At 72.0% G+C, this 23,128-nt stretch carries 23 protein-coding genes; 9 read left to right on the forward strand and 14 right to left on the reverse strand.

The genetic code is table 11. The features are described from left to right. The first annotated feature begins 12 nt into the window (after nt 1–12). Together OP04_RS29775 and OP04_RS29780 are read left to right on the forward strand one after the other, a co-directional pair. Nucleotides 13–849 (forward strand): SCO6745 family protein, encoded by an 837-nt coding sequence (locus tag OP04_RS29775; protein WP_033343177.1) that lies wholly within the window; start codon nt 13–15, stop codon nt 847–849. 65 nt (nt 850–914) lie between these two features. Beyond that, nucleotides 915–1,859: a catalase gene (locus OP04_RS29780; RefSeq protein ID WP_033343178.1), complete on the forward strand. Its 945-nt coding sequence runs from the start codon at nt 915–917 to the stop codon at nt 1,857–1,859. Between the two features lie 4 nt (nt 1,860–1,863). Here OP04_RS29780 and OP04_RS29785 read toward each other — a convergent pair whose 3' ends face one another. Genes OP04_RS29785 through OP04_RS29795 form a run of 3 tightly spaced genes read right to left on the reverse strand, consistent with a single transcriptional unit; the run spans nt 1,864 to nt 3,114 of the window. Then, on the reverse strand, nt 1,864–2,289 hold the full coding sequence (locus tag OP04_RS29785; protein ID WP_033343179.1) for a hypothetical protein: 426 nt from the start codon (nt 2,287–2,289) through the stop codon (nt 1,864–1,866). Between the two features lie 25 nt (nt 2,290–2,314). After that, nucleotides 2,315–2,653 (reverse strand): winged helix-turn-helix domain-containing protein, encoded by a 339-nt coding sequence (locus OP04_RS29790; RefSeq protein WP_232323784.1) that lies wholly within the window; start codon nt 2,651–2,653, stop codon nt 2,315–2,317. Next, nucleotides 2,650–3,114 carry a hypothetical protein gene (locus tag OP04_RS29795; protein WP_033343180.1) on the reverse strand — a complete coding sequence of 155 codons (465 nt, stop codon included), beginning with the start codon at nt 3,112–3,114 and terminating at the stop codon, nt 2,650–2,652. Before OP04_RS29795 ends, OP04_RS29790 begins: the two co-directional genes overlap by 4 nt. A gap of 211 nt (nt 3,115–3,325) precedes the next feature. Here OP04_RS29795 and OP04_RS29800 point away from each other — a divergent pair, with 211 nt between their 5' ends. Next, nucleotides 3,326–3,865, forward strand: a complete 540-nt coding sequence (locus OP04_RS29800) for a hypothetical protein (RefSeq protein ID WP_033343181.1) — start codon at nt 3,326–3,328, stop codon at nt 3,863–3,865. Between the two features lie 59 nt (nt 3,866–3,924). On the opposite strand, the gene pdxY is transcribed toward OP04_RS29800, so the two are convergent. The 7 genes from pdxY to OP04_RS29835 all read right to left on the reverse strand — a co-directional run bounded on the left by pdxY (nt 3,925) and on the right by OP04_RS29835 (nt 10,983). Further along, nucleotides 3,925–4,776: a pyridoxal kinase PdxY gene (gene pdxY, locus OP04_RS29805; RefSeq protein ID WP_033343182.1), complete on the reverse strand. Its 852-nt coding sequence runs from the start codon at nt 4,774–4,776 to the stop codon at nt 3,925–3,927. 21 nt (nt 4,777–4,797) lie between these two features. Then, nucleotides 4,798–5,634, reverse strand: a complete 837-nt coding sequence (locus OP04_RS29810; protein WP_033343183.1) for an ABC transporter permease — start codon at nt 5,632–5,634, stop codon at nt 4,798–4,800. Continuing rightward, complete coding sequence (locus tag OP04_RS29815) at nt 5,634–6,545, reverse strand: ABC transporter permease (RefSeq protein WP_232323785.1); 912 nt, start codon at nt 6,543–6,545, stop codon at nt 5,634–5,636. Before OP04_RS29815 ends, OP04_RS29810 begins: the two co-directional genes overlap by 1 nt. Beyond that, the gene (locus OP04_RS29820; RefSeq protein WP_033343184.1) at nt 6,542–7,600 is read right to left on the reverse strand and encodes an ABC transporter ATP-binding protein; all 1,059 of its coding nucleotides are present in this window, start codon (nt 7,598–7,600) and stop codon (nt 6,542–6,544) included. Before OP04_RS29820 ends, OP04_RS29815 begins: the two co-directional genes overlap by 4 nt. Continuing rightward, nucleotides 7,597–8,793 (reverse strand): ABC transporter substrate-binding protein, encoded by a 1,197-nt coding sequence (locus OP04_RS29825; RefSeq protein ID WP_033343185.1) that lies wholly within the window; start codon nt 8,791–8,793, stop codon nt 7,597–7,599. Before OP04_RS29825 ends, OP04_RS29820 begins: the two co-directional genes overlap by 4 nt. 20 nt (nt 8,794–8,813) lie before the next feature. Then, nucleotides 8,814–9,842 carry a LacI family DNA-binding transcriptional regulator gene (locus tag OP04_RS29830; protein ID WP_033343186.1) on the reverse strand — a complete coding sequence of 343 codons (1,029 nt, stop codon included), beginning with the start codon at nt 9,840–9,842 and terminating at the stop codon, nt 8,814–8,816. 175 nt (nt 9,843–10,017) lie between these two features. Further along, nucleotides 10,018–10,983: a hypothetical protein gene (locus OP04_RS29835; protein ID WP_198154028.1), complete on the reverse strand. Its 966-nt coding sequence runs from the start codon at nt 10,981–10,983 to the stop codon at nt 10,018–10,020. Nucleotides 10,984–11,124: 141 nt separating this feature from the next. On the opposite strand from OP04_RS29835, the gene OP04_RS29840 reads away from it, so the two are divergent. Together OP04_RS29840 and pepN are read left to right on the forward strand one after the other, a co-directional pair. Then, complete coding sequence (locus OP04_RS29840) at nt 11,125–12,771, forward strand: serine/threonine-protein kinase (RefSeq protein ID WP_157240571.1); 1,647 nt, start codon at nt 11,125–11,127, stop codon at nt 12,769–12,771. A gap of 24 nt (nt 12,772–12,795) precedes the next feature. Then, on the forward strand, nt 12,796–15,159 hold the full coding sequence (gene pepN / locus OP04_RS29845; protein WP_033343187.1) for an aminopeptidase N: 2,364 nt from the start codon (nt 12,796–12,798) through the stop codon (nt 15,157–15,159). A gap of 269 nt (nt 15,160–15,428) precedes the next feature. On the opposite strand, the gene OP04_RS29850 is transcribed toward pepN, so the two are convergent. Both OP04_RS29850 and OP04_RS29855 read right to left on the reverse strand, forming a co-directional pair. Further along, complete coding sequence (locus tag OP04_RS29850) at nt 15,429–16,103, reverse strand: response regulator transcription factor (protein ID WP_033343188.1); 675 nt, start codon at nt 16,101–16,103, stop codon at nt 15,429–15,431. Between the two features lie 448 nt (nt 16,104–16,551). Beyond that, entirely contained in the window at nt 16,552–17,307 is a 756-nt protein-coding gene (locus OP04_RS29855) for a metallophosphoesterase family protein (RefSeq protein WP_033343189.1), read from the reverse strand. 100 nt (nt 17,308–17,407) lie between these two features. On the opposite strand from OP04_RS29855, the gene OP04_RS29860 reads away from it, so the two are divergent. Next, nucleotides 17,408–18,073, forward strand: a complete 666-nt coding sequence (locus tag OP04_RS29860) for a TetR/AcrR family transcriptional regulator (protein ID WP_033343190.1) — start codon at nt 17,408–17,410, stop codon at nt 18,071–18,073. Between the two features lie 36 nt (nt 18,074–18,109). On the opposite strand, the gene OP04_RS50290 is transcribed toward OP04_RS29860, so the two are convergent. Continuing rightward, the gene (locus tag OP04_RS50290; RefSeq protein WP_051799331.1) at nt 18,110–18,898 is read right to left on the reverse strand and encodes a class I SAM-dependent methyltransferase; all 789 of its coding nucleotides are present in this window, start codon (nt 18,896–18,898) and stop codon (nt 18,110–18,112) included. Nucleotides 18,899–19,024: 126 nt separating this feature from the next. Here OP04_RS50290 and OP04_RS29870 point away from each other — a divergent pair, with 126 nt between their 5' ends. Together OP04_RS29870 and OP04_RS29875 are read left to right on the forward strand one after the other, a co-directional pair. Beyond that, on the forward strand, nt 19,025–19,903 hold the full coding sequence (locus tag OP04_RS29870; protein WP_033343191.1) for an AraC family transcriptional regulator: 879 nt from the start codon (nt 19,025–19,027) through the stop codon (nt 19,901–19,903). Nucleotides 19,904–19,976: 73 nt separating this feature from the next. Then, nucleotides 19,977–20,621: a VanZ family protein gene (locus tag OP04_RS29875; RefSeq protein ID WP_033343192.1), complete on the forward strand. Its 645-nt coding sequence runs from the start codon at nt 19,977–19,979 to the stop codon at nt 20,619–20,621. A 110-nt stretch (nt 20,622–20,731) separates the two neighbouring features. On the opposite strand, the gene OP04_RS29880 is transcribed toward OP04_RS29875, so the two are convergent. Continuing rightward, complete coding sequence (locus OP04_RS29880; RefSeq protein WP_033343341.1) at nt 20,732–21,892, reverse strand: metal-dependent hydrolase family protein; 1,161 nt, start codon at nt 21,890–21,892, stop codon at nt 20,732–20,734. Nucleotides 21,893–22,069: 177 nt separating this feature from the next. Here OP04_RS29880 and OP04_RS29885 point away from each other — a divergent pair, with 177 nt between their 5' ends. Further along, nucleotides 22,070–23,122: an MsnO8 family LLM class oxidoreductase gene (locus OP04_RS29885; RefSeq protein ID WP_051799333.1), complete on the forward strand. Its 1,053-nt coding sequence runs from the start codon at nt 22,070–22,072 to the stop codon at nt 23,120–23,122. Nucleotides 23,123–23,128 lie beyond the last annotated feature (6 nt).

Below are 23,128 nucleotides of genomic sequence, written 5' to 3' on the forward strand. Positions count from 1 at the left end.
GACGCTGCACGGATGGACATCGCGCGCCGGATGTGGACGCTGATCGAGCCGTTGCACGCCGTCACCTACTTCACGCCGCAGGCCCGCGCCGCGTTCGAGGCGGCCGGGCTGCGCGGGTTCTGGCGCGGCTACTTCGCGGGCCGGGCGGCGCCGCTGGGGGCGGTCGGTGCCGGGCCGGTCGAGGCGATGTTCTTCGGCTTCGCGCCGGCGATGGTCCGTCGCGCGCTGCCTGATGTGTGGAACCGGGCGACACCGGCGGCCGCGCTGATCGCCCGGCTGGACGGGGCCCGCGCGGCGCTGTCCGCGGTGCTGCCCGGCGGTGACCTCACGGAGGCGGCCTCACTGCTGCGCCGGGCCGCGGAGGCCGTGGAGCTGCCCGGTCGCCCGCTGGCCGCGGCGAACGCGGACCTGCCGTGGCCGGAGGATCCGCTCGGGCAGCTGTGGCACGCCGCGACGGTGCTGCGTGAGCACCGCGGCGACGGCCATGTGGCGGCGCTGCTGGTGGCCGGGCTCGACGGCGCGGAGTCGCTGGTCTGGCGGTCGTCGCTGGACAGCACGCGCGAGGTGCTGCAGCCGGCCCGCGGCTGGACCGACGCGCAGTGGGAGGCGGCGACTGACCGGCTCGCCGCGCGCGGCTGGCTCGATTCCGGTGCCGCCACCGAGGCGGCGCGTGCGGCCCGTGATGCGGTGGAACGGCAGACGGACGCGCTCGCGGCCGGGCCGTGGCACGCGCTCGGCCCGGACGGCACCGCGACGCTGGAGAAGCTGCTGGCACCGCTGTCCGCGGCGGCGCTGCGGCTGCTGCCCGAGCCCAATCCGATCGTCTTCCCGCGTGCCGCGCCGCAATAGAGCGGCGTCTACGCTGTGGCGCGCGGCTCACGGGCCGCATCCGTTGCCTTGACAGGGGAGATTCTGTGCCGGACGCCGACCGTACGACCGTCCTCCGGGCCATGGAGGCCATGGAGAAGCACACCGCGACGGTTCCGGGCTACCGACGGGCGCACCCGCGCGGGGTGCACTTCCACGCCACCTTCACCCCGGCGCCGGACCTCGCGAAGCTGACCACCGCGGAGCATTTCGCCGGGGAGCCGGTCACCGCGCTGGTGCGGCTGTCCAACGCGTCCGGCAGCCCCTACGCGCCGGACCGCAAGCCGGACGGCCGGGGTGCGACGCTCGGGCTCGGCATCCGGTTCGACCTGGCGTCCGGCGGGCACGCGACGTGGGCCGCGGCCAGCATCCCGGCTTTCCCCGCGCGTACGCCGCGCGAGTTCATCCAGGTCACGAAGCTGCAGAACCCGGCGACCGGGAAGCCCAGCCCGCTGATCCTGGCGCACATCGCCACCCACCGGCACATCCTGCCCGGGATCAAGGCGATCGCGAGCATGCCGGTGGCGGCCAGCTTCGCGACGACGCGCTTCAACGGGCTGCACGCCTACTTCCTGGTCGCGCCGGACGGGACGCGGCGGGCGTTCCGGTACCACTGGCAGCCGGACGCCGGGATCGCCACGCTCGGCAAGGACGAGCAGCGCCCGGCGCAGTACCTGGTCGACGAGATCCTGCAGCGTGAGCCGGCGTCCTGGTCGCTGGTGCTCACGATGGCCGATCCGGGCGACCCCACCGACGACGTGACCGCGCAGTGGCCGGACTCGCGGGAGACCGTGGTGGCGGGCTCGCTGCGGCTCGGCACCGCGGTCGAGGACCAGGACGCGATCGAGGCGACGGTCTTCGACCCGACCGGCGTGGTGCCCGGGATCGAGCTGTCCGACGACCCGATCCTGCGATTCCGCTCCCAGGTCTACTCCGAGTCCTTCGACCGCCGCACGCACGAGGAGCGGCCGCCTGCGCCGCCCCTGGCGTGAGCCGTCACGGCGTCGTGATGCCGGCCTCGGTGCAGGCGGTGCGGACCCGGCCGACCGCGTCCAGCAGCTCGTCCTGGGCCTTGGCCGCCGCGTCACCGAGGTCCGCCTGCAGCCACGCGGTGTAGCGGGTGTGGACCTCGGAGCCGGCGTAGACCAGGCCCGGGATGCCCGAGCTGCCGGCATTCTCCCAGATGTCGTTGATGTACCTGTCGTCGAACTCGATCGTCTCGCCGGCCTTCGGGGACGCGGCGGCGAACTCGCAGGCCGTGCGCGCCTCGGCGGTCACGGTCGTCGGGACGGCCGGGGCCGACGGTGCGGCCGAGGCCGACGGTGCGGGCGGGGCCGCGTCGTCGGGCTCGGGGTCGTCCGCACCGCAGGCGGAGACGGACAACAGGACGATCGCTGCCGTGAGGATCTCTATACGCCGCATGGGAGCACAGTAGAGCGTGTCGTCATCAGAGGTTGGCCGCGATCTCCTGCAGCCTCGCGATGTGGGCGCGCAGTGCGGTGCGGCCGTCGGTCGTGAGGTTGAGCCAGGTGCGGGGGCGCTTGCCGACGTGCCCCTTGCGGACCTCGACGAACCCGGCGTCGACGAGCTGGCTGATGCGCTTGGACAGCGTCGAGTCGGTGACGCCGGTGGAGTCGCGGACGAACGCGAACTCGGCCCATTCCAGCCCGGCGAGCGCGGCCATGATGGACAGTCGCGTCGGGTCGAGCAGCAGCGGGTCCAGCCGGGCATCGCCGCCCCCGGGGTTTCCCCCCGGGGGCGGCGCCTCGACGTCGGGGGACGTCACGACAGGGCCGGCGGGCGGCTGAGCGTGTGCCGCTGCCAGAGCGGGCCCGCGATCGCCATCAGCAGTCCACCGGCCACGCCGGCGGCCGCGACGAGGTGCGGCACCTCCCAGCGGGACGCGACCAGCGTCAGCACCGCCACCAGCGCACCGAAGGCGACCGCGACGACGATCCGCCCCGCGGTCGGGGGCCGCCGGACGCGGGCGGGGCGGCCGAACAGCGCGCTCCCCCACCGGGTCGTGCTGAGCACGGCGAGCAGGAGCAGCACACCGGTGATCCACGATCCCCAGTCCGCGGCGAAGCCGGGATTGAGGTCGTAGAGCACGCCGAGCACGGCGACGAGGATGCCGCCGCCGATCCAGGACCACAGCGGCCAGCCGGTCGCGATCGTGGCCTGCTGCCGGTGCTGCTCGAAGTCACGCAGCGTGCGTGCGGCGTCGTCGGGTGTGGGTGTCGCGGACATCGTCTGCCTCCACTTCCGTCTTTTCCTGATCGGGAAAGTACTTTCCCATGAGGAAAGTTACCCCACACTTTCCGCTCCGGCAAGTACTTGCCCGACGAGCAGCGACCCAGCGGCGGGGAACGCGGGCGTTCCCTGTCACACGGCGTACCCCAAAAGGGGTATTCGGTATATTTGTGCGTTTATGGGGGTTTAAGACACCTATGGTCGGCGCATGACGCGAAACGTGCGCCGGACGACCGTCGCCTTCCTTGCCCTGTTCCTGTTCTCCCTGACGTCCGCGCTGGTCGCCGGGCCCTCGTCGGCCGCGACGCAGCGCGGCGGCCTGAACCTCGCCGGGTACTGCGAGAGCAAGGGCTACACCGGACTGAAGCTCATCGACTCGACCGCCTACGGCTGGCGGTGCACCACGTCGTCCACAACGGACTCGATCCACGTGATCGACGCCTGCACGTGGCAGTACGGCCCCGGACAGATCGACCGGATGTCCGACTACTTCGACCCCAAGTCCTGGACGTGCTGGACCGCGTCGAAGCAGCTCGGTGGCGTCAACCTCGTCGGGTACTGCAAGAGCAAGGGGTACAACAACGCGGCGCTGGTCGACTCGACCGCCTACGGCTGGCGGTGCCTCAGCGTCAAGAAGACCGACTCGATCAACATGACGGACGCCTGCAAGTGGCAGTACAAGACCACCACGGCCATCGACCGCATGGAGAAGTACACCGACCCGAACTCCTGGAAGTGCTGGAACTGACGGTGCATCGACGTTGCCCCGCGGCCGAGTCCCGGCGGCGGGGCAACGTGCCGCCGGGCTCAGCGCACCCGGTCGGCCGTGAACTGCAGGCGGGGCGTGGCGTAGAAGTCCTGGGCCTCGATGAGCTGGAGCTCGCGTTCGCCGGAGCGGAACGTGGTCTCGATCAGGTCGAAGACGCTGGAGGCGGTGCGTTCCAGGGACGTCGCGGCGTCCTTGGTGGCCACGTAGTGGGCGGTGAACAGCGCGGCCGTCACGTCACCGGAACCGTTCGCCTTGAACGGCAGGTGCGGCGTGCTGACCACCCACGCGCCGGCGTCGTCCACGACCAGCATCTCGATCGTGCCCTCCGGCCGGTCGGGCCGCTCCACGCTGGTGACCAGCACGGTCGACGGGCCCATCGCGCGGGCCAGGTCGGCCGAGGCGAGCGTGGACTCGATGCTCGCCGGCGCGGTGCCGGTCAGGTAGCCCAGCTCGAACTGGTTCGGCGTGATGATGTCCGCCACCGGCACCACCCGGTCGCGCAGCAGGTCGGGGATCTCCGGCGCGACGAAACAGCCGGACTTGGCGTTGCCCATGACCGGGTCGCACGCGTAGACGGCGGCCGGGTTCGCGGCCTTCACCCGGCGTACCGCGTCCACGATGACGTCGGCGATGCCGGCCCCGCCCTGGTACCCGGACAGCACGGCGTCGATCTGCGGGAACACTCCGCGCTCCTCCACGCCGAGCAGCACCTCGGCCACGTCGGACGGCGCGATGAGCGGGCCACGCCACGCGCCGTACCCCGTGTGGTTGGAGAAGTTGACGGTCAGGACCGGGACGACCTCGACGCCGATGCGCTGCAGCGGGAACACCGCGGCGGAGTTGCCGACGTGGCCGTGGGCGACCGCGGACTGGATGGATAGCACCTTCATTCCCGCAGCTTAGAGACGTGCTCAGTCCGGTTCCTCCCGGACCCGGGCGACCAGCTGCGTCGGGTTGACGAAACGCAGCGCGGTGACCAGCAGGACCAGCATGGTGGCGGTGTAGATGACGGCCATCGCGTCGACGGACTGCTGGGCGCGGATGCCCGCGGCCGACATCGAGTAGTAGAGCGCCACGACCAGCGTCTGCGAGTCCGGGCCCGCGGTCAGGAACGTCAGCTCGAACATCCCGACGGTGCGCACCAGGACCAGGATCGACGCGGCGAGGATGCCGGGAATCAGCAGCGGCGCCAGGATGCGCGCGAAGATCTGCCAGGTGCGTGCCCCGCACATCCGGGCGGCGCGTTCGACGGCCGGGTCGATCTGCTCGATGAACGGCGTCATGGTCAAGATCACAAACGGGATCGAGGGTACGAGGTTCGCCAGCACCACCCCGGACAGGTGCCCGGCGAAGCCGAACTTGTAGAGCACGGTCGCCAGCGGGATGCCGTAGGTGATCGGCGGCATCAGGATCGGCAGCAGGAACAGCAGGTAGACGAGCCGGTGGCCGGGGAACGAGCGGCGGGCCAGGACGTAGGACGCGGGCACGCCGACCAGCACGGAGATCGACACGACCAGCACCGCGACCTCGAGCGTGACGATCAGCACCTGGAACAGGCCGAAGTCGGTCCAGGCGGTGGCGTACCAGCGGGTGGTCCACTCCTCCGGCAGCCACGTGTCGAACCAGCGGCTGCCGACGGAGTTGACCAGCACCGCCCCGATCACGCCGGCCAGGTTGACCAGGAAGAACGTCACCGCACCCCAGATCAGCCAGGCGCCGGGTGTAGCAACGATTCGACGTCGTCCCATCAGCCCTTGCCTCCCGTGGAACCGGTGTAGAGCAGCGATCGCAGGCCCAGCACCACGCCGACCACGACCAGCTCCGCAACCCCCATGATCACCGCGATGGCGCTGCCCAGCGGGTAGTCGTAGACCTCCCACGCCGCGTGGTAGGCCGCGATCGAGATGACCCGGGTCTCACCGGCCGGGTCGCCGACCAGGATCGCGGACGGGAACACGCTGAACGCCAGCACGAACGTCAGGCAGAACGTGGTCGCCAGCCCCGGCGCGAGCAGCGGCAGCGTGATCCGCCGGAAGCGCTGCCAGGGCCTGGCCCCGAGCGTCGCGGCCGCGCGTTCCAGCGTCGGGTCGATGCCGGACAGGTAGGACAGGATCAGCAGGAACGCGAACGGGAACCCGGTGATCACCAGCGACAGGAACACGCCGGTGTAGTTGTTGGTCAGGCGCAGCGGCGCGTCGATCAGCCCGAGCGAGGTCAGCGCCCGGTTGAACCAGCCGGCCGGCCCCAGATAGTTGAGCAGCCCCTCCGCGGTGAGCACGGTGCCCAGCGTGATCGGCACCACCAGGATCGTCGTGAGCAGCCGCTTGCCGCGGAACCGGCCGCGCATCCGGTAGGCGATCGGCACCGACGCGGCAACGTTGAGCAGCGCGGCGGGCAACGCGAGCCCGAGCGTGGTGCCGAGCGTGTCCCGCTGGTAGGCGTCGGCGAAGAACGCCCGGTACGCGCCGAACACGCCGCCCTGTTCCGGCTGGAACGACAGGCCGATGCCATACGCGAAGGGATACACGAACAGAGCAAGGACACAGGCCATCGCGGGTACGAGCAGCGCCAGGTGACGATCGATGCCACGCTCGGCCAGCCGGTGCCGCCATGCGAGGCGGGCCGGCGGCGGCACGGTCTCGATCGGCCGCGGCGTCACGATGTGCCGTCCGGGAAGACCAGCACCCGGTCCGGGGCCGCGGTCACCGTGATCGTGTCGCCGGGCTCCGGGCGCGTGACGGCCCGCAGGTGCAACACGACGCCGTCCGCGGTCCGGGCCTCCACCGCCAGCTCACGGCCCTGATACTCGACCACCTCCACGGTGGCCGGCAGACCGGCCGTACCCACGTGAAGATCTTCGGGTCTGATGCCCGCGATCACGGCGTCGCCCTCGGCCGGCGCGCCCACCGCGATGCCGGACAGGCTGATGCCCGCGCCGTTGCCGACCGTGACGCGCTCGCCGTCGACCGCGGTGACCGTCATCGGCAGCAGGTTGCGGTAGCCCATGAAGTCGGCCACGTGCCGGTTCACCGGACGATTGTGCAGCTCCTGCGGCGTGCCGATCTGCTCCACGTGCCCGTCGCGCAGCACCACCAGCCGGTCCGCGAGCGACAGCGCCTCCTCCTGGTCGTGGGTGACGTAGACCGTGGTGAGGCCGAGCGTCTGGTGCAGGCGGCGGATCTCGGTGCGCATCTCCAGCCGCAACTTCGCGTCCAGGTTGGACAGCGGCTCGTCCATCAGCACCAGCGACGGTTCCAGCACCACGGCGCGCGCGATCGCCACCCGCTGCTGCTGGCCGCCGGAGAGCTGACCGGGCAGCTTGCGGGCGTGCTCCTCCAGGCGGACCAGCCGGATCGCCTCGTCGGTGCGCCGCCGGACCTCGTCCCGCGGCAGGCGGCGCATCTGCAGCCCGAACGCGATGTTCTTGCGCACGGACAGGTGCGGGAACAGCGCGTAGTTCTGGAACACCATGCCGAAGCCGCGCCGCTCCGGCGGGAGCGTGTCCAGCCGCGCGTCGTCCTGCCAGATGCTGCCCTCGGACAGCGGCAGCAGCCCGGCCAGGCAGTTGAGCGCGGTGGACTTGCCGCAGCCGGACGGCCCGAGCAGCGCGATGAACTCGCCGCGACGGATCGTCAGGCTCAGCCCGGCCAGCGCGTCCCTACCACCGAACCGGCGGCGTACGCCGTCCAGGCGCAGCTCGGCGAAGTCGCTCACTTGCCCGCCTTCCCGCTGCCGATCTCCCGGTCCCAGCGGTCGAACGCGGCCACCAGCGACTTCGCGTCCAACGGCACCTCGATCGGGTTGCCGGCGATGAGCTGGTCGTACTCGGGGCGGCCGTACTCGGCCAGCGCCTTCTGCGAGTCCGCCGGGGCCGCGCTGAGCGGCACGTCCTTGATCGCCGGGCCCGGGTAGAAGTAGCCCTGGTCGTACGCCTTGGCCTGCTGCTGCGGGGTCAGCATGTCCCTGATCAGGTTGAGGACCGCGGCCTGCTTGTCCGCCGGGACGCCGCGCGGGATGACCGCGTAGTGCGCGTCCGTGACCCAGTGGAAGCCGTCCAGCGCGCCGACCTTCGCCTCCTTGGGCACGGTGCCGAGCACGCGCGGGTTGATGTCCCAGCCGGTCGTGGTCACAATGATCTTCGCGGAGCCGTTGGCCAGGTTCTTCATCGTCTCGCTGGTGCTGGACGGATACAGCGTGACGTACTTGTTCAGCTCGGCCAGGTACTCCCACGTCTTGGTCCAGCCGTTCGCCGGGTCCTTCGGGTCGGCGTCGCCCAGCAGATAGGGCAGGCCCATCAGGAAGGTGCGGCCGGGGCCGGAGTTGGACGGGCGGGCGTACTGCACCGCGCCCGGGTTCGCCTTCGCGTAGGCCAGCAGGTCCGCGGCGGTCTTCGGCGGGTTCGGCACGGTGCCGGGCAGGTACTCGATCAGCGGCCCGGACGGGTAGTAGGTCACGGTCACCCCGCGGTCCCCGGCCAGCTTCTGCATGGCGGCGGCGCCCGGGAGATAGTCGTTCATGCCGGGCAGCCGTGCTGCGTGCGTCGGCAGCAGCGGGGTCCACAGGTCCTGGTCGATGCCGGCCGCGAGACCGTCGACACCGGTCAGCACCAGGTCGATGTCCACCCGGCCGGCATCCTGCTGCGCCTTGATCTTGCCGACCAGCTCCGGCGCGGTGGCCTTGGAGTAGGTGACCTTGCCGATCTGGTCCGGGTTCTTCTTCGCGAACTCGTCGATCATGCCCTGGGTGAGCTGCAGGTTCCCGGCCACGTCCAGGACGTTGAGCGTGATCGCGCTGCTCGGTCTGTCCGGCACCGGGCCGGTGGGGTCCGCGGCGCCCGGACTCTCCGGGGCGCCGCAGGCGGCGGTCAGCAGGAGCGCGGTGACCACGGTGGCTCGTCCGTACCGCATTGTCGGTACCCCTTTTCGTCTTAGTGGACGCTGGTTGTGGAGCCTCGGACCATCAGGTGGGTGGGCAGCTCGCGGCGGGTGCCGGCGTGCGTGCCCATGTGCGGGGCGGGCTGGTCGCGGCGCGGGCCGGTGTGCGGCGCGGGCTGGTCCAGCAGTTGCAGGAGGAGGTCCACGCCGGCCTGCCCGGCTCGGTTCTGCGGGAGCGCGACCGTGGTCAGTGCCGGATGCACCATGGCGGCGAGCGGAATATCGTCGAAGCCGAGCACGCTCATGCCGGCCGGCACCGGCACGCCACGCGCGGCGAACCGGTGCAGCAGACCGATCGCGACCAGGTCGTTGTAGGCGATCACCGAGGTCACGGACGCGGCCAGCACCCGATCCGCCGCGGACACCCCGCCCTCGAACCGCGGCATCACGTTGCCGACCTCGACCAGGTCGACGTCGGCCGTCCGGACCACCGCGCGCAGCGAACGGAGCCGTTCCCGGTTGGCCCAGGAGGTCTTCGGCCCCGCAACATAGGCGATCCGGCGATGGCCGAGCGCGACCAGATGGCCGACCGCCTGCCGCATGCCGTCGAGGAACCCGGCCGTGACCGACGGGATCCCGGGAATCCGCCGGTAGACCAGCACCATCGGGACCTCGCCCGCGAGCCTGCGCAGCTCGGCGTCCGCCATCCGCGGCGAGCACACGACGAGGCCGTCGACCTGCTTCGCGAGCCGGCGCACCAGGGTCGCCTCCGCTGCCGGGTCCTCGTCGGTGTCGGCGAGGAAGACCGCGTGGTCGGCCTCGCGGGCGCGGGCCTGCACGCCCTTGACGATGCCGGGGAAGAACGGGTTGGCGAGATCGGGGACGAGCAGGCCGAGGTTGCCGGTGCGGCCGGTGATCAGCCCGCGGGCCGCGCGGTTGGGGTGGTAGCCGAGGCTGGCGGCGACCTCGCGGACCCGGTCGCGGGTCGCGGGACGGACCACCTCCGGTGTGGACAGCGCGCGGGTCACGGTGGCCACGGAGACGCCGGCCACCCGGGCCACGTCCTTGATGGTCACCGCCATGCCGGCCTCCGCGGGGTGCGCGTTCCCGGACAGTGTTCAATCTGTTTCAGGCGGATGTCAATGCATCGATCATGATCTTTTAATGTGGCAGGTCGAAAGGCTGAAAACCTTTACAGATCTTGATCAGGGGGTACGGACGGCGCCGCCACGAACCGGCCAAGCCGCGCTCCGAGGTTCAGCGCCACGACACGGTCGGCAGCACACGGTCGACGTCCGCCCGCGCGGCGCCCTCGACCGCGATGTCACCGGCCACCGACAGGCGCAGGTGAGCGAAGCGCGGGGCGACCTCCGCCAACGCCGCCAACGGTTCACCCTCCACATGGAACCGCTCGACGTTCAACGCCCGGACCCGCAACCGCTCCAGCTGCGGCAGCACCGACGCGTCAGCGAGCGCGGCCAGCGTCGCGAAGTCCCCCTCGTCGAACAGCGCATCGCCGAGATCAAGACTGCGCAACGCCGGATAGCCACCCGCGGTCAGCTCTGCGAGCATCTCGACCGAGCCGGTGGTCCCGTGCACGTCCGAGTCGATCTCCAACTCCAGCCGCTCCAGCGCCGGCAGCGTCACGAACCCCTCGTGCGAGCCCGGCAGCACCCCACCGTCGGAGACGACCGCCCCACGCAGCCGCAGATCGGTCACCGCCTCCCCACCGATCCAGCCGAACAGCAACGCCCCCTCGACCGTCAGCGTCCGGAGCGCCGGCAGCGCCGCCCACATCGCCGCCTCAGCCCCGCCGACCAGCCCCTTGTCATAGTGATCCATCGGCTCGATCCGCCGCCCGGTCGAGCTGGTCCCGTGCTCGTAGAGGTATTCGAAGCCGTAGCCGAAGTGCAGGCTGGTCAGGTGGTCCCACCGCCGGGCCGCCAGCGCCGCCGCCGCACTGGCCGCGGAGCGATCGAAGTCGGTGAGACGCAGCTCCAGCGTCCGCAGCCGCGCAGCAGCCGGATGGGCGAGCAGCGCATCGATCAGCACCCCCTCCCACAGCTCCGGATCCGGTTCCACCCTCCCGAGCAGCCGCTCAACAAGCGCCCCGCGCGACGCCCCCGTCTCCGGCACCAGCCGAAACGACGCCGCCTCGACAAACCCGTCCACCCACCCGAGCCGCCACGACCCGTCCCCCACAAACCCGGCCTCGTCAATCACGCCACCACTCCCCCTCGCCGAACCGGCCGTCAGAATAGCCAGCCGCCCGCCGACCAGCGGTAAAGCCGGCTTCGCATATCGATGTGAGGCTTTCCCGAGATTTCTGGTTTGCCCGGGATAGCGGTGGGGCATAGGAGCGCCGTGTTGCATGGGCGGCTGGTTGGGGAGCGGTATCTGCTGCGGGAACCGCTGGGCAGCGGGGGCATGTCCGTCGTGTGGCGGGCGGAGGATGTGCTGCTCGGGCGGGAAGTGGCGGTGAAGGTGCTGTCGGCGGACGTGTCTGCCGAGCCGGCGGCGCTCGGGCGGATGTACGCCGAGGCGCGGGCCGCGGCAGGTCTGCGGCACGACAATATCGTCGAGGTGTACGACTACGGCGAGACCGAGGTCGACGGCGTGCCCATGCCCTACGTGGTGATGGAGCTCGTCGGCGGGCGTCCGCTCAGTGACATGCTGCGGGCGGGGGCGCTGCCCTGGCAGCTCGCCGCGCTGATCGGGGCGCAGGTCGCGGCCGCGCTGGCGGCGGCGCACGACCGGGGTGTGGTGCACCGGGACGTGAAGCCGGCCAACGTCATGATTCACTCGGGTGGCGTCACGCTGGTCGACTTCGGGATCTCGGCCGCGGTCGGCGAGCTGGAGCAGGCGTCCGACGAGATCCTCGGCACGCCCGCCTATCTGGCGCCGGAGCGGCTGGCGGGTGGGATGGTCCGGCCCGCCACCGACGTGTACGCGCTGGGCCTGCTGCTCTACGTCGCGTTCGCGGGGCGGATGCCGTGGAACGCGTCCACCACCACGCAGATGCTCACCGCGCACCGCTATCGCGAGCCCGCGCCGCTCCCGCCGATCGCCGGCCTGCCGCACGATGTCGTCGACCTGGTGCGCGGCTGCCTGAGCAAGGCGCCCTCGGACCGGCCGGCGGCGATCACGGCCGCCCGCGTGCTCCGCAAGGCCGCCGGGCTGCCGCCGCTGACGTCGCTCACCAGCGCGGGCAGCGAGGACGCCGCCGCGGGCGCCCCGACCGCGCCCATGGACGTGAGCACCGTACGCGCGCGGGTCATAGGGTTGTCGACGCGCCATCGGATAGCCGTCGGCACGTTGCTCGCCGGTGCGGCGGCCACCGCGATCGTCTACTGGCCGGAGTCGCCGCAGACGCTGCCGGTCGCCACCACCACGCCGCTGACCTGCCGGGTCACCTACACCACGCAGATCAATCCGGGCGGCGAGGCGGCGACCTCGGTGACGGTGACGAACACGGGAGCCGGCCCGGTCGACGCGTGGACGCTGTCGTTCCGGCTGCCGGCGGAGCAGAAGCTGGTGCGCGGGTCCGATGCGACGTGGCGGCAGAACGGCGACCTGATCGAGGCGACCGGCGACGTCCTGGCCGCCGGGACGGCCACCTCCGCATCGTTCGACGCCACCTACGGCACGACCGTGGCGCTGCCGCAGTCCTTCACCGTCAACAACATTCCCTGCAGCGCCGAGATGTCGGTGCAGGCGCCGTCGAGCCCGCCCGCCACGGAGGCTCCCGCCAGCGAGCCGGTAAAGCAGGAGGCACCAGCGGCGCCACCGGCCGCACAACAACCAGCCGCGCAACAACCGGACGCACAGCAGCCGGCGCCCGCGCCGAGGTCCGGGTGCGGCCGTTCACGGCACTGCCCGCCGAAGCAGCCGGTCTGGCCCGGCCACGCCGACCTGCCGGCCTGGCCCGGCCCGGCTGAGCTGCCGGTCGATCGGCACTCCCGGGTCGTACCCCCGGATCTGGATTTCTGGGGTTCTTCGCGGCGGCCGTAGGTAGTTGGTCGATAGCCTTCGGGGGTGTCGCTGTCGCTTGGTGAGGCTCGGGACCGGGCCGCTGGGGTGTCCGATGTCCGGTATGAGCTTGAGCTCGACGTCCGGTCGCCGGACGGCTTCCGCAGCAGGGCGGTCGTGGAGTTCGCAAGCGGCGGCGGGGACACGTTTCTGGAGCTGCATCGGGCCGGGTCACTGGCGGTGACGGTCGACGGGCAAAAGATCACGCCGGGGTACGACGGGCGGCGCGTCGCGCTTGCCGGGCTGACGGCCGGGCGGCATACGGTGGTCGTGGACGCGCGCCTCTCCTACGTCACGGACGGCGAAGGGCTGCACACGTTCACCGACCCGGTCGACGGCGAGCGCTACGCGGGCGCCTATCTCGGCCTGGACATCGCGCAACGGCTGTTCGCCTGCTTCGACCAGCCCGACCTCAAGGCACCGGTCACGCTGACCGTGCACGCGGATCCATCGTGGACGGTCCTGGCCAACGGGCGTGCGGCCTCCGCCGAAGGATCCACGTTCCGCTTCGCCACCACGCCGCCGATTCCGTCGTCGCTGGTGACAGTGGTGGCCGGGCCGTACCACTCGATGCGGTGGGATTATCAAGGACTGCCGATGGGGTGGTACGCGCGGCGGTCGCTGGCCGGCCCGCTCGACCGCGACGCCGCCGAGCTGCGGCGGGTGACCGAGGTGTGCTTCGACCATTACGCGCGGATCTTCGACGAGCCGTTCCCGTTCGACGCCTACGACCAGGTGTTCGTGCCGGATCTCAACTGGGGCGCGATGGAGAACCCCGGCTGCGTCACCTACGCGGAGTTCCTGCTGCCGCGCGGCCGGGTCACGGACGACGACCGGCGGCGGCGCGCGATGGTGATCGCGCACGAGATGTCGCACATGTGGTTCGGCAACCTGGTCACGCCGGTGTGGTGGGAGGACGCGTGGCTCAACGAGTCGTTCGCGGACTACATGGGCTTCGAGGTGGCCGAGACCGTGGCCGGCTTCCCCGGGGTGCGGGTCGCGTTCGAGGCGGCGTTCAAGCCGGAGGCCCAGGTCGCGGACCTGCGCGGGTCCACGCACCCAGTCGCGCCGTCGTCCGCGGACGTGCCCGACGTGGACACCGGGACCACCATCTTCGACCGCATCTCGTACGGCAAGGGCAACGCCGTGCTCCGCCAGCTGGTGACGTGGCTCGGCGAGCCGGACTTCCTGGCCGGCGTGAACGCGCACCTGACCCGGCACCGCTTCGCGAACGCGACACTGGCGGATCTGCTCTCCGCGCTGGACGCGGCCTCGCCGCGGGACGTGCGCGGGTGGGCGGAGGTGTGGCTGCGGCAGGCCGGCCACGACACGATCCGGGTGGAACGGCGCGGGGACGTTCCGGTCCTGGTCAGGGACGGGATTCGGCCGCACCGGTGCACGGTGACGGCCTTCCGCCCGGACGGGGTCGCGGCCGGGTCGCGCCTGGTCGATCTCGCCGGCGAACCGGTGGAGCTGCCGGAATGGGCCGGCCTGGCGGTGCTGCCCAACGCACACGGCGAGACGTTCGCCAGGATCGCGCCGGATCCGCACTCCCTGGGCGTGCTGTCCCGGCACCTCACCACGATCCCGGATCCGCTGGTACGCGCCGTGCTGTGGGCGGCGCTGCTCGACCTCGACCTGCTCGCCGCGCACCTGCCCGCCGAGCCGTCCCCGACGCTGATCACGGCCGCGCTCGACCGGATCCTCAACAACGTCGTCCGCCGCACGCTCTCCCCCGCCGACGTCCCCGCCGCGCTCGACCTGATCGCCGGTGCGTGCGCGACCTACGACGGGCCTGATGATCAGCGGGCGCTCGCGCTGGCCCGAGGGCTGGTGTGGAGCACCCGGGACACCGCGCTGCTGCGGCGCTGGCTGGAGGCGGACGCCATCGACCGGGGTGTGACGCTCGACCCGGACCTGCGCTGGGCGGCCGTGCATCGGCTCGCGGAGCTGGGTGCGTTCGACGCGGCGGAGATCGAGGCGGAGCGGCTGCGGGACGGGACCGTGGAGGGTGAGCTGGGCGCGGCCAGTGCGCTTGCCGCCCGACCGTCCGCGTCGGCGAAGGCGGCTGCGTGGGCCGCGATGACGTCGGATCCGGACATCTCGGTCACGCGGTTCCGGGCGCTGGCGGCGGGCCTGTGGTCGCTCTCGCATCGTGAGCTGGCCGCGCCGTACCTCCCGGCCTATCTCGCGGCCGCGCCGTCGCTGGCCCGCCGCGGCTCCGCCTTCGCCGCGGCGGTCGGCCGCGCCTTTCCCACGTTCCCGCTGACCGACGGCGAACTGGACCTGGTCCGGGATGCGCTGCGCGGCGACGTACCCACGGTGTTGCGGCGTTTCTGGCTGGACGAACTGGACGATCGGACGGCCTGAGTGCTGTAGCTGAGCTTTCGGCGTCGAGGTCCGGAGCCGGCGGTGAGTCAAGGTCCGGAGCCGGCCGTAGCCGAAGTCCGGACCCGGCCGTAAGCCGAGATCCGGAGCCAGCCGTCAGCCGAAACCCGGACCCGGCCGTAAGCCGAAGTCCGGAGCCAGCCGTAAGCCTTAACCCGGACTCAGCCGTGATCAGCCGGGCACTCCGTGCCCGAAATTTTATGAAATAGCAGCCCAAAGGCTGGCTATGGCCGCACGCCGACCTCGAAAGCTCAGGCCTGAGGCACCACGAGGCGGAACCCGACGCCGCGCCGGTTCTCGATCCAGGCGGCGTCACCGAGCTTGCGGCGCAGCGCCGCCACGTGAAAATCGAGCGTCTTGCCGCGCCGGAAGACGTGCGGCGTCCAGACCGACTCCATGATGTCGCGGCGGCGCACCACCGTGCCCGGGTCCGCGGCGAGGCGCAGCAGCAGGTCGTACTCCTTCGGTGCGAGCGGAAGCACCACGCCGTGCAGGCGTGCCTCCCGGGTGCGCCGGTCGATCTCCAGCGGTCCGAGCCGTACCACCCGGGTGGCGGCGCGCTCGATGTTGGCCTGGCGGCGGCCGACCGCGCGCATGCGGGCGACCAGTTCCCGCACGCTGAACGGCTTGGCCAGGTAGTCGTCCGCGCCCAGCTCCAGACCGCGCACCCGGTCGTCCTCGTCGCCACGCGCGGTCAACATGATCAAAGGCGTGTCATCGGTACGCCGCAGCCGCCGGCACACCTCGATGCCGTCCATGTCCGGTAGTCCAAGATCGAGCAGGACCATCTCGGCGTGCCGCGTGGTCAGCTCCGCCAGTCCGGCCGCGCCGGTGGACACCCGGTGCACGCTCATCCGATAGCGGGCCAGGCCGTCGACCAGCGGCCCGGCGATCGCATCGTCGTCCTCGATCAGCAGCACCTTCACGACACGGCTCCTCAATAAACTGCGGCAGCAGGGCACCGAGGGGTACGGAATCCGCCGCGAAACGGTTGAACCGGTCGCCGTCACGTCACCATGGAGGTGACGCGGGCGTCCGGGAGCCGTCGTTCGACCGAGCTGATCACCAGCGGGTCAGAGGTGCGGCCCGCTTGGCGGCGCATCTCCAGCAGGCCAGCAGCCGCAGCCCACCTAGCCGACACACCTCCAGCAGGCCAGCAGCCGCAGCCCACCTAGCCGACACACCTCCAGCAGGCCAGCAGCCGCAGCCCACCTAGCCGACACACCTCCAGCAGTCCGTGCGCAGCTCAGGCCCGCGCCGGACCTGCTGGTCGACGAGGCCGTCAGCGCGTTCGATGCCGGAAACGGGGCCGTGCCCCGCGCACCCGGGTCGTCGTCGCACCAGCATCCGAGCCGCCGGCCGGCCTCCCCAGAATCAGCGCCCGTCCCGGGGGCCGAACGTGGCGATGGCCTCGCGGTCGCCGGCGGGCGTGCGGACGTAGTCGTCGAGCCACTGCGCCACGCCCGGGAAGCCGGACCGCTCGACAAGCTGGCGGCAGAGGGTGTCCAGGTCGAGGAGCGTGCGGGAGAGCGTGACGGCGCCCGCTGACAGGATCGCCCAATGCGCGCCGGTCCGGCCGTACAGGAGGCCGACGCTGCCGGGGTTCACGATCAGCCGGCCCTCCGCCAGTCGCACGAACGGCATGTGGGTGTGCCCGCAGACGACCGTGGTCACCTCGGGCGGCAGGTCCGCGAGCACCTCGGTCCAGCGGTCCAGGCGGCTGTCGACCAGGACGACCTCCTCGTCGTCGCGCGGCGTCGCGTGGCAGAAGCGGACCGGCCCGAACCCGTCGAGGTCGAGCGTGACCTGCTCCGGCATCGTGTCGAGCAGGCGCTGGTGGTCTCCGCTGAGCTGCGCGGCGCCCCAGACCGAGAGGGGATCGTCCGCGAGGCCGACGTCAACACCCCGGGACATCTGGAGCAGCTCACGGTCGGCGTTGCCGCGGACCAGGACGGCACGGTCGCCGAGCGAGACGAGCCGGTCCAGCACCTCGGTGGGCTGCGGCCCCCAGGTGTGATCACCGGTCACGACGATCAGCTCGGCGGCGGCCACCGCGGGCTCGGCGAGCACCCGGTCCAGCGCGGGCAGCACACCGTGAATGTCGGACAGCACCGCGACCGTGGAGATCATGGCCCCAGAGTCGCACACGGTCAGCGCGCGACCGGGCCCGCCGCAGTAGCCCTGGCCACACGGTGCGCGGTGCGGCCCGCGGACGTGCCAGGATCTGGCGATGGCCGAGAAACGCACGCGCAGCACCTACCACCACGGCGACCTGCGCGCCGCGCTGATCGCGGCAGGGATCACGCTGGCCCGCGACGGCGGTCCGGACGCGGTCGTGCTGCGGGAGGTCGCCCGCGCGGTCGGGGTCGCGCCGAACTCGGCCTACGGCCACTTCGCCACGCTGACCGCCCTGAAGAAGGCGGTCGCGCAGACCGCCCGCGCGGACATGGCCGAGGCGATGAGCCTCCGCCTCGCCGCCAGGACCACCACGGACAGCACCGACCCGCAGGACGCGGCGCGGGCGTACCTGCGAGACGTCGGCCGGGCCTACGTGCACTTCGCGCTGACCGAGCCAGGACTGTTCCGTACCGCGATGGGTGGTGATCCGACCGGCATCCGGGTGCCGGGCGGGCCCGACCGCAACCGCGCCGATGACGACGACCCCCGCCCCAAGCCGAAGGCGATGCTCGAGAAGGCGCTCACCGGGCTCATCGACGCGGGCTGCCTGCGCCCGGCGGACGTCGGCAGGGCGGTCATGGCCAGCTGGGCCACCGTCCACGGCCTGTCGATCATGCTGCTCGACCTGCTGCCGCAGCTGACCGACGGCGCCCGGGACGCCGCGATCGACGGCGCCCTCGACGTCCTGCTCGCCGGGCTGACCGGCGGGCGGGCCTAGGAAGGCCCGCATCCGGGCCGCGGCACGGGACGGCATCTACACCACCCGGCCCTGCACAATGTTCGCCCGGCCGAGGATCGGCGTCTCCATGCGGCCCACCTCGTCCTCCAGGATCTCGAGGAACCGGTCGCGGTGGTGGGTGATCGCGGCGGTGTAGTGCGGCATGATCCGGACGATCGCGTCCAGCTCGGTCACGAACGCGTCCGCGGCCGGCATCGGGCAGGGCCTCTCCACCAGCGCCGACTCCACGGCCGTGCAGCCGGCCTCGACCAGCAGCTGCTCGACCTCGCGGCGGTCCAGGTAGTCGCTCGTGATCGGGAACGTCAGACGGCCCGCCTCCGGCGCGTCGAGCCGGTTGATCGCGCGAGCCAGCGGCACGAAGAGCGGCCCGCCGCCGACCGGGCCGGCCCAGTGCACGATGCTCACCACGCCGCCCGGCCGGACCACGCGCACCATCTCGGACACGGCCTTCAGCGTGTCGGCGCCGAGATACAGCACACCGAAGACGGAGAACGCGGCGTCGAACAGGTCGTCCTCGGCGCGCAGATTCCGCGCGTCCATGACCTCGGCGTGGCAGTGCGGCAACGGGCTCAGCCGTGCGGCCAGCCGCGTGACCATGCCCTGCGCGCTGTCGATCGCGTGCACCGCGTGCCCGCGCCCGGCCGCGGCGACGGCCAGCGCGCCGGTGCCCGCGGCGACGTCCAGCACATCCGCACGCTCGGCCAGGTCGGCGCGGTCCAGCGCCGCCTCGGCGAACCGCCGGGACCCGGGCTCGGCCCACCGCTCGTAGGCGGAAACCAGCTCGTCCCAGTGGTGCTCGGTCATTCGGTCCTCCTGCTTTTGTGCTGCTGACGGCCTCCATCCTTCGGGTCGCGGCCGGGCCCGGACATGCGTGAGCGGGGTCGATCCATGCGCATCCGGGCAACTCGGCCGGTCGGTAGGATCGCGGCCGTGGATGTGCTCGCCGAGGTGATCACCAGCGTGCGCGCGGGCCGGGCCGACGCGTGCTGGGTCAGGCAGTCCGGCCCGTGGGGACTGCGGTTCTCCGGGCTCCAGGTCAGCGGCTTCCACATCATGATGCGCGGGACCGCCTGGCTGCTCACCGCGACCGGTGAACCGCGCGCGCTGGTGCCGGGCGACGTGATCCTCGCCCCCTCCGGCGCGGAGCACGGGCTCAGCCACACGCCGAGTCGCCTCGGGCACCTGCTGGCGGCCGTCCTGGGCCCGGACCCGGGCGTGGACGGGGAGTGGGACGCCGAATTCCTCTGCGGCGCCTATTGGCTGGAGCACGGACAGGTGCCGCATTATCTGCGTGCGCTCCCCGAGATCATCGTGGCCTCGACCGGCGACGACCCTGACCCGCAGCTCCGCGCGCTCGTCGATCTGCTGGCCGCGGACGTCTCCGACACCGGCCCGGGGACCGGTGCCACCCGGCCCGCGCTGCTGGACCTGGTGCTCACCCGCGTGCTGCGTCGCTGGCTGGAGCAGAACCACTCGGCCGCGCTGCCCGACACGAGCGACCCGGCGATCGCGGCCGTGCTCCACGCCGTGCACGCCGCCCCGCAGGAGCCGTGGACGCTGGACCGGCTCAGCACGATCGCGGGCTTGTCCCGCCGCACGTTCACCACGCGCTTCCACACCGTGCTCGGTCAGTCGCCGATGGCCTACGTCACCGCCTGGCGTCTCTCTCATGCCGCCCTCCTGCTCCGTGAGACCTCGGCGCCGCTGGCCGCCGTCGCCCGTCGTGTCGGCTACGGCACCGAGTTCGCGTTCGGCGCCGCGTTCCGCCGCGCCTACGGCATCTCCCCTGGTCGTTTCCGCGCAGATTAGCCAGCCGCGTATATCCGTGGCGTATCCGAATTCGGATACGCCACGGATATACGCCGCCGTCTTCACTGTGGGCATGAGATCCCGCATCGCACTCGCCGGCCTGGCCGTTCTCGGGCTGGCGGGCGCCGCCTTCGCCCTGCGAGGGCCGCTCCTGATGGCCGCGCCGCGGTGCCTGGCCGGGCACTGGCACGGCTGCCTCGACACGGAGAACGGCGTGGTGCTCATGACGCTGGCCGGCCTGCCGCTGGCCGCGCTGCTCGCGTGGGCCCTCGCGCGCGGCCGCGGTCCGGGCGGCCGGCGGCTGGCGCTGGCCGAGGTGGGGATGGTCTACGGCACCGTGCCGTTCGTGTGGATGACGCTGATGCCGGGACCGGGCGCCGGCGTCGTCCCCGGCCGGGTGAGCCTGATCCCGCTGCGCGACCTGATCGGCATGGGCGCGCTCGGCATCGGCGTGAATCTCCTGATCCTCGCCGCGCTGGGCTTCTTCGCACCGATGCGTTTCGCCGCGCTGGCCTCGGTGCCACGCGTGCTGGCGCTCGGCGCGGGCGCGTCGCTGCTGATCGAGACAGGGCAGTACGTGTTGCGCCTCGACCGGGTGTCCTCCGTGGACGACGTCCTGATCAACGCGGTCGGGGCCGCCCTGGCCGCGCTCGCCTCACGCCGCTGGTGGCGGACGGACTCCGCCGCAGCCATACCGGTGGGGAGCGCAGCCCGGTGAGGCGATGCAGCACGTGGCCGGGAACCGCCGCCACACCACCCATCCGGCCGGCCACGGCGTCACGGAGCGGGGCCACGGCCACCGCCCCGGCCTTTCCGGCTACCCGGCTGTCAGCCCTTCACCCGCACGCCCGCACGCCAGACCCCCGCGATCCGGGACGGGTCGGCCAGCAGCGAGGGGTCGGCCAGCGGGTCGCCGTCGACGATGAGCGCGTCCGCGTCGAAGCCCTCTTCGAGCCGGCCCGACCGGGGTGCCTGGCGTCCCAGCGTGGCCGGGCCGTTGGCCGTCGCGGCCTCGATCGCCTGGAGCGGGGTCATGCCGATCTCGGTGAGCAGCACGATCTCGCGGCCGTTGCGTCCCCAGCTGAGCGGCCCGTCGCCGGCGCCGCCGAGGTCCGACCCCATCGCGATCGTCACGCCCGCCTCGTGGGCGCGGGCGACGTTCTCCCGGTGGATGCGCGACACCGTCTGCATCTTCGCGATCGCATAGGGCTCCACGCCGTCGCTCTCCAGGACCTCCTGGATCACGGTGAGCGTCGGCACCAGGATCGCGCCGGCCTCCTTCATCGCGGTGCAGGCCTCGTCGTCGAGGTAGCTGCCGTGTTCGATGGTGAGCACGCCCGCCTCCAGCGCGGCCATGATGCCCGGCTTGCCGTGGCAGTGCGCCGCGACGCTGCGCTCGGCGAGCCCGGCGACCTCGACGATCGTGCGCAGCTCCCGGTTGGTGAACTGCTGGTGGATCGGGTCGTCGATCACGCTCATCACGCCGCCGGAGGCGCAGACCTTGATGATCCGGGCGTTGCGTCGCAGCTGCTCACGCACTACCTTGGCGCACTCGGCCTCGCCGTCCGCCAGGCGGAAGTCCGCGCCCATCCGGGCGGTGTCGCGCACCCACTCGACCGGGAAGTCGTGGATGTCGCCGTGGCCACCGGTCGTGGACAGCACCGACCCGGCCGCGTAGATCGCCGGCCCGTCCAGCAGCCCTTCGTCGACGACCGGCGCCATGTAGAGGCCGAGCCCGCCGAGTTCGCGAATGCTGGTGACGCCGGCGTCGAGCGCCTTCCGCAGGCTCCGCGTGCTCCGGGCCGCCCGCGTCGCCGGATGCTCCGCGAGCCCGGTGTAGCTGAAAGCTCCCGGCCGGCTGCCGAGCAGATGCGTGTGGCAGTCCCACAACCCCGGCATCACGGTACGGGCCCGCACCGTCCCCGCCGTCGTCTCCGTGGACGGTGCACCGTCCCGGGGCCCGGCATACGTCACGCGCGGACCGTCCATGATGAGCACGGCATCCCGAACGGGCTCGCCACGCCCGGGAATCAGCTGATCTGCCTCGATGCGCTGCATACGATCCCTCAATCGGTCATGATCGGACGCCGCGAACGTAACATGACGTACCTTCACCGCATTCTTGCTGGTCACGGGATGATTCCGGCGCATCGCTACGCTCCCGTCATGACCATCCCACTGTCTGCTCTGGAGCTCGCGCCGACCGAGGACGGAGGCACGACGGCCGCAGCCTTGGACGCCGCCGTGCAGACCGTGCGGCGACTCGACGAGCTCGGATACCGCCGGGCCTGGTTCGCGGAGCACCACGGTTCCGCGTTCTTCGCGAGCGTCGTCCCGTCGATCCTGATCGCGCACCTCGCCGCGCAGACCGGCAGGATCCGGCTGGGTTCCGGCGGCGTGCTGATCCCGAACCACGCGCCGATCGCGATCGCCGAACAGTTCGCCACACTCGCCGCACTGCACCCGGGCCGCATCGATCTGGGCATGGGACGCGGCGCCGGCGCACGCGACGACACCCACGCCCGCGCGCTGCGCCGCGGCGCCGACCCGGCCACCGACGCCGACTACCGGTCCGACCTGGCCGCGCTGCTCGCCTACCTCTCCGGCGAGTCCGGCACCACCCTCATCGCCGGCCGGCCTTCGGACACCGACCGGCCCTCGCACGACGGCCAGCCCTCGGACCACGACCGGCCCCCGCGCACCGGTCCCGCGCCCTGGCTACTCGCCACCAGCCCCGCCAGCGCGGAACTGGCCGCGCGGCTCGGTCTCCCGGTCGTGCTAGGCCACCAGATCCGCCCGGACAACACGGTCGCGTCGGCCCGCCGCTACCGCGAGCTGTTCACGCCGTCACGTTTCTCCGACCGTCCGTACATCATGGTCGCGCTCGAAGCGATCGTCGCCGACACGGACGAGGAGGCCGCCCGGCTCGCCCGCCCGATCGACATGGCCAAGATCGGCCTCTTCTCCGGCGAGCCGGATGCCCCGCTCCCCACCCCCGCCCAGGCCGAGTCGTTCCAGGTACCGCCCGAGCTGGCCGGCCCGATCGCGGGCCACACCGGCGCCCAGTCCCGCGGCAGCGTCGCCACGGTCACCCGCCAGTTCGCCGAGATCATCGCCCAGACCAGCGCCGACGAGCTGATGCTCACCACCGCCGTCTACGACCCCGCCGACCGCATCCGTTCCTTCGAACTGGCCGCAAAAGCAGCAGCTCAGCTCTAGAACGCC

Source organism: Catenuloplanes japonicus (assembly GCF_000717135.1).
In the GTDB taxonomy this organism is placed as follows: Bacteria; Actinomycetota; Actinomycetes; order Mycobacteriales; family Micromonosporaceae; genus Catenuloplanes; species Catenuloplanes japonicus.

What these genes read in the sequence shown, in the direction of transcription:
- OP04_RS29785 (WP_033343179.1), bottom strand. Translation starts at nt 2,289, where the DNA reads ATGCGGCGTATAGAGATCCTCACGGCAGCGATCGTCCTGTTGTCCGTC.
- OP04_RS29875 (WP_033343192.1), top strand. Translation starts at nt 19,977, where the DNA reads ATGAGATCCCGCATCGCACTCGCCGGCCTGGCCGTTCTCGGGCTGGCG.
- OP04_RS29810 (WP_033343183.1), bottom strand. Translation starts at nt 5,634, where the DNA reads ATGGGACGACGTCGAATCGTTGCTACACCCGGCGCCTGGCTGATCTGG.
- OP04_RS29800 (WP_033343181.1), top strand. Translation starts at nt 3,326, where the DNA reads ATGACGCGAAACGTGCGCCGGACGACCGTCGCCTTCCTTGCCCTGTTC.
- OP04_RS29825 (WP_033343185.1), bottom strand. Translation starts at nt 8,793, where the DNA reads ATGCGGTACGGACGAGCCACCGTGGTCACCGCGCTCCTGCTGACCGCC.
- OP04_RS29880 (WP_033343341.1), bottom strand. Translation starts at nt 21,892, where the DNA reads ATGGACGGTCCGCGCGTGACGTATGCCGGGCCCCGGGACGGTGCACCG.
- OP04_RS29795 (WP_033343180.1), bottom strand. Translation starts at nt 3,114, where the DNA reads ATGTCCGCGACACCCACACCCGACGACGCCGCACGCACGCTGCGTGAC.
- OP04_RS29860 (WP_033343190.1), top strand. Translation starts at nt 17,408, where the DNA reads ATGGCCGAGAAACGCACGCGCAGCACCTACCACCACGGCGACCTGCGC.
- OP04_RS29830 (WP_033343186.1), bottom strand. Translation starts at nt 9,842, where the DNA reads ATGGCGGTGACCATCAAGGACGTGGCCCGGGTGGCCGGCGTCTCCGTG.
- OP04_RS50290 (WP_051799331.1), bottom strand. Translation starts at nt 18,898, where the DNA reads ATGACCGAGCACCACTGGGACGAGCTGGTTTCCGCCTACGAGCGGTGG.
- OP04_RS29775 (WP_033343177.1), top strand. Translation starts at nt 13, where the DNA reads ATGGACATCGCGCGCCGGATGTGGACGCTGATCGAGCCGTTGCACGCC.
- OP04_RS29885 (WP_051799333.1), top strand. Translation starts at nt 22,070, where the DNA reads ATGACCATCCCACTGTCTGCTCTGGAGCTCGCGCCGACCGAGGACGGA.
- pdxY (WP_033343182.1), bottom strand. Translation starts at nt 4,776, where the DNA reads ATGAAGGTGCTATCCATCCAGTCCGCGGTCGCCCACGGCCACGTCGGC.
- OP04_RS29855 (WP_033343189.1), bottom strand. Translation starts at nt 17,307, where the DNA reads ATGATCTCCACGGTCGCGGTGCTGTCCGACATTCACGGTGTGCTGCCC.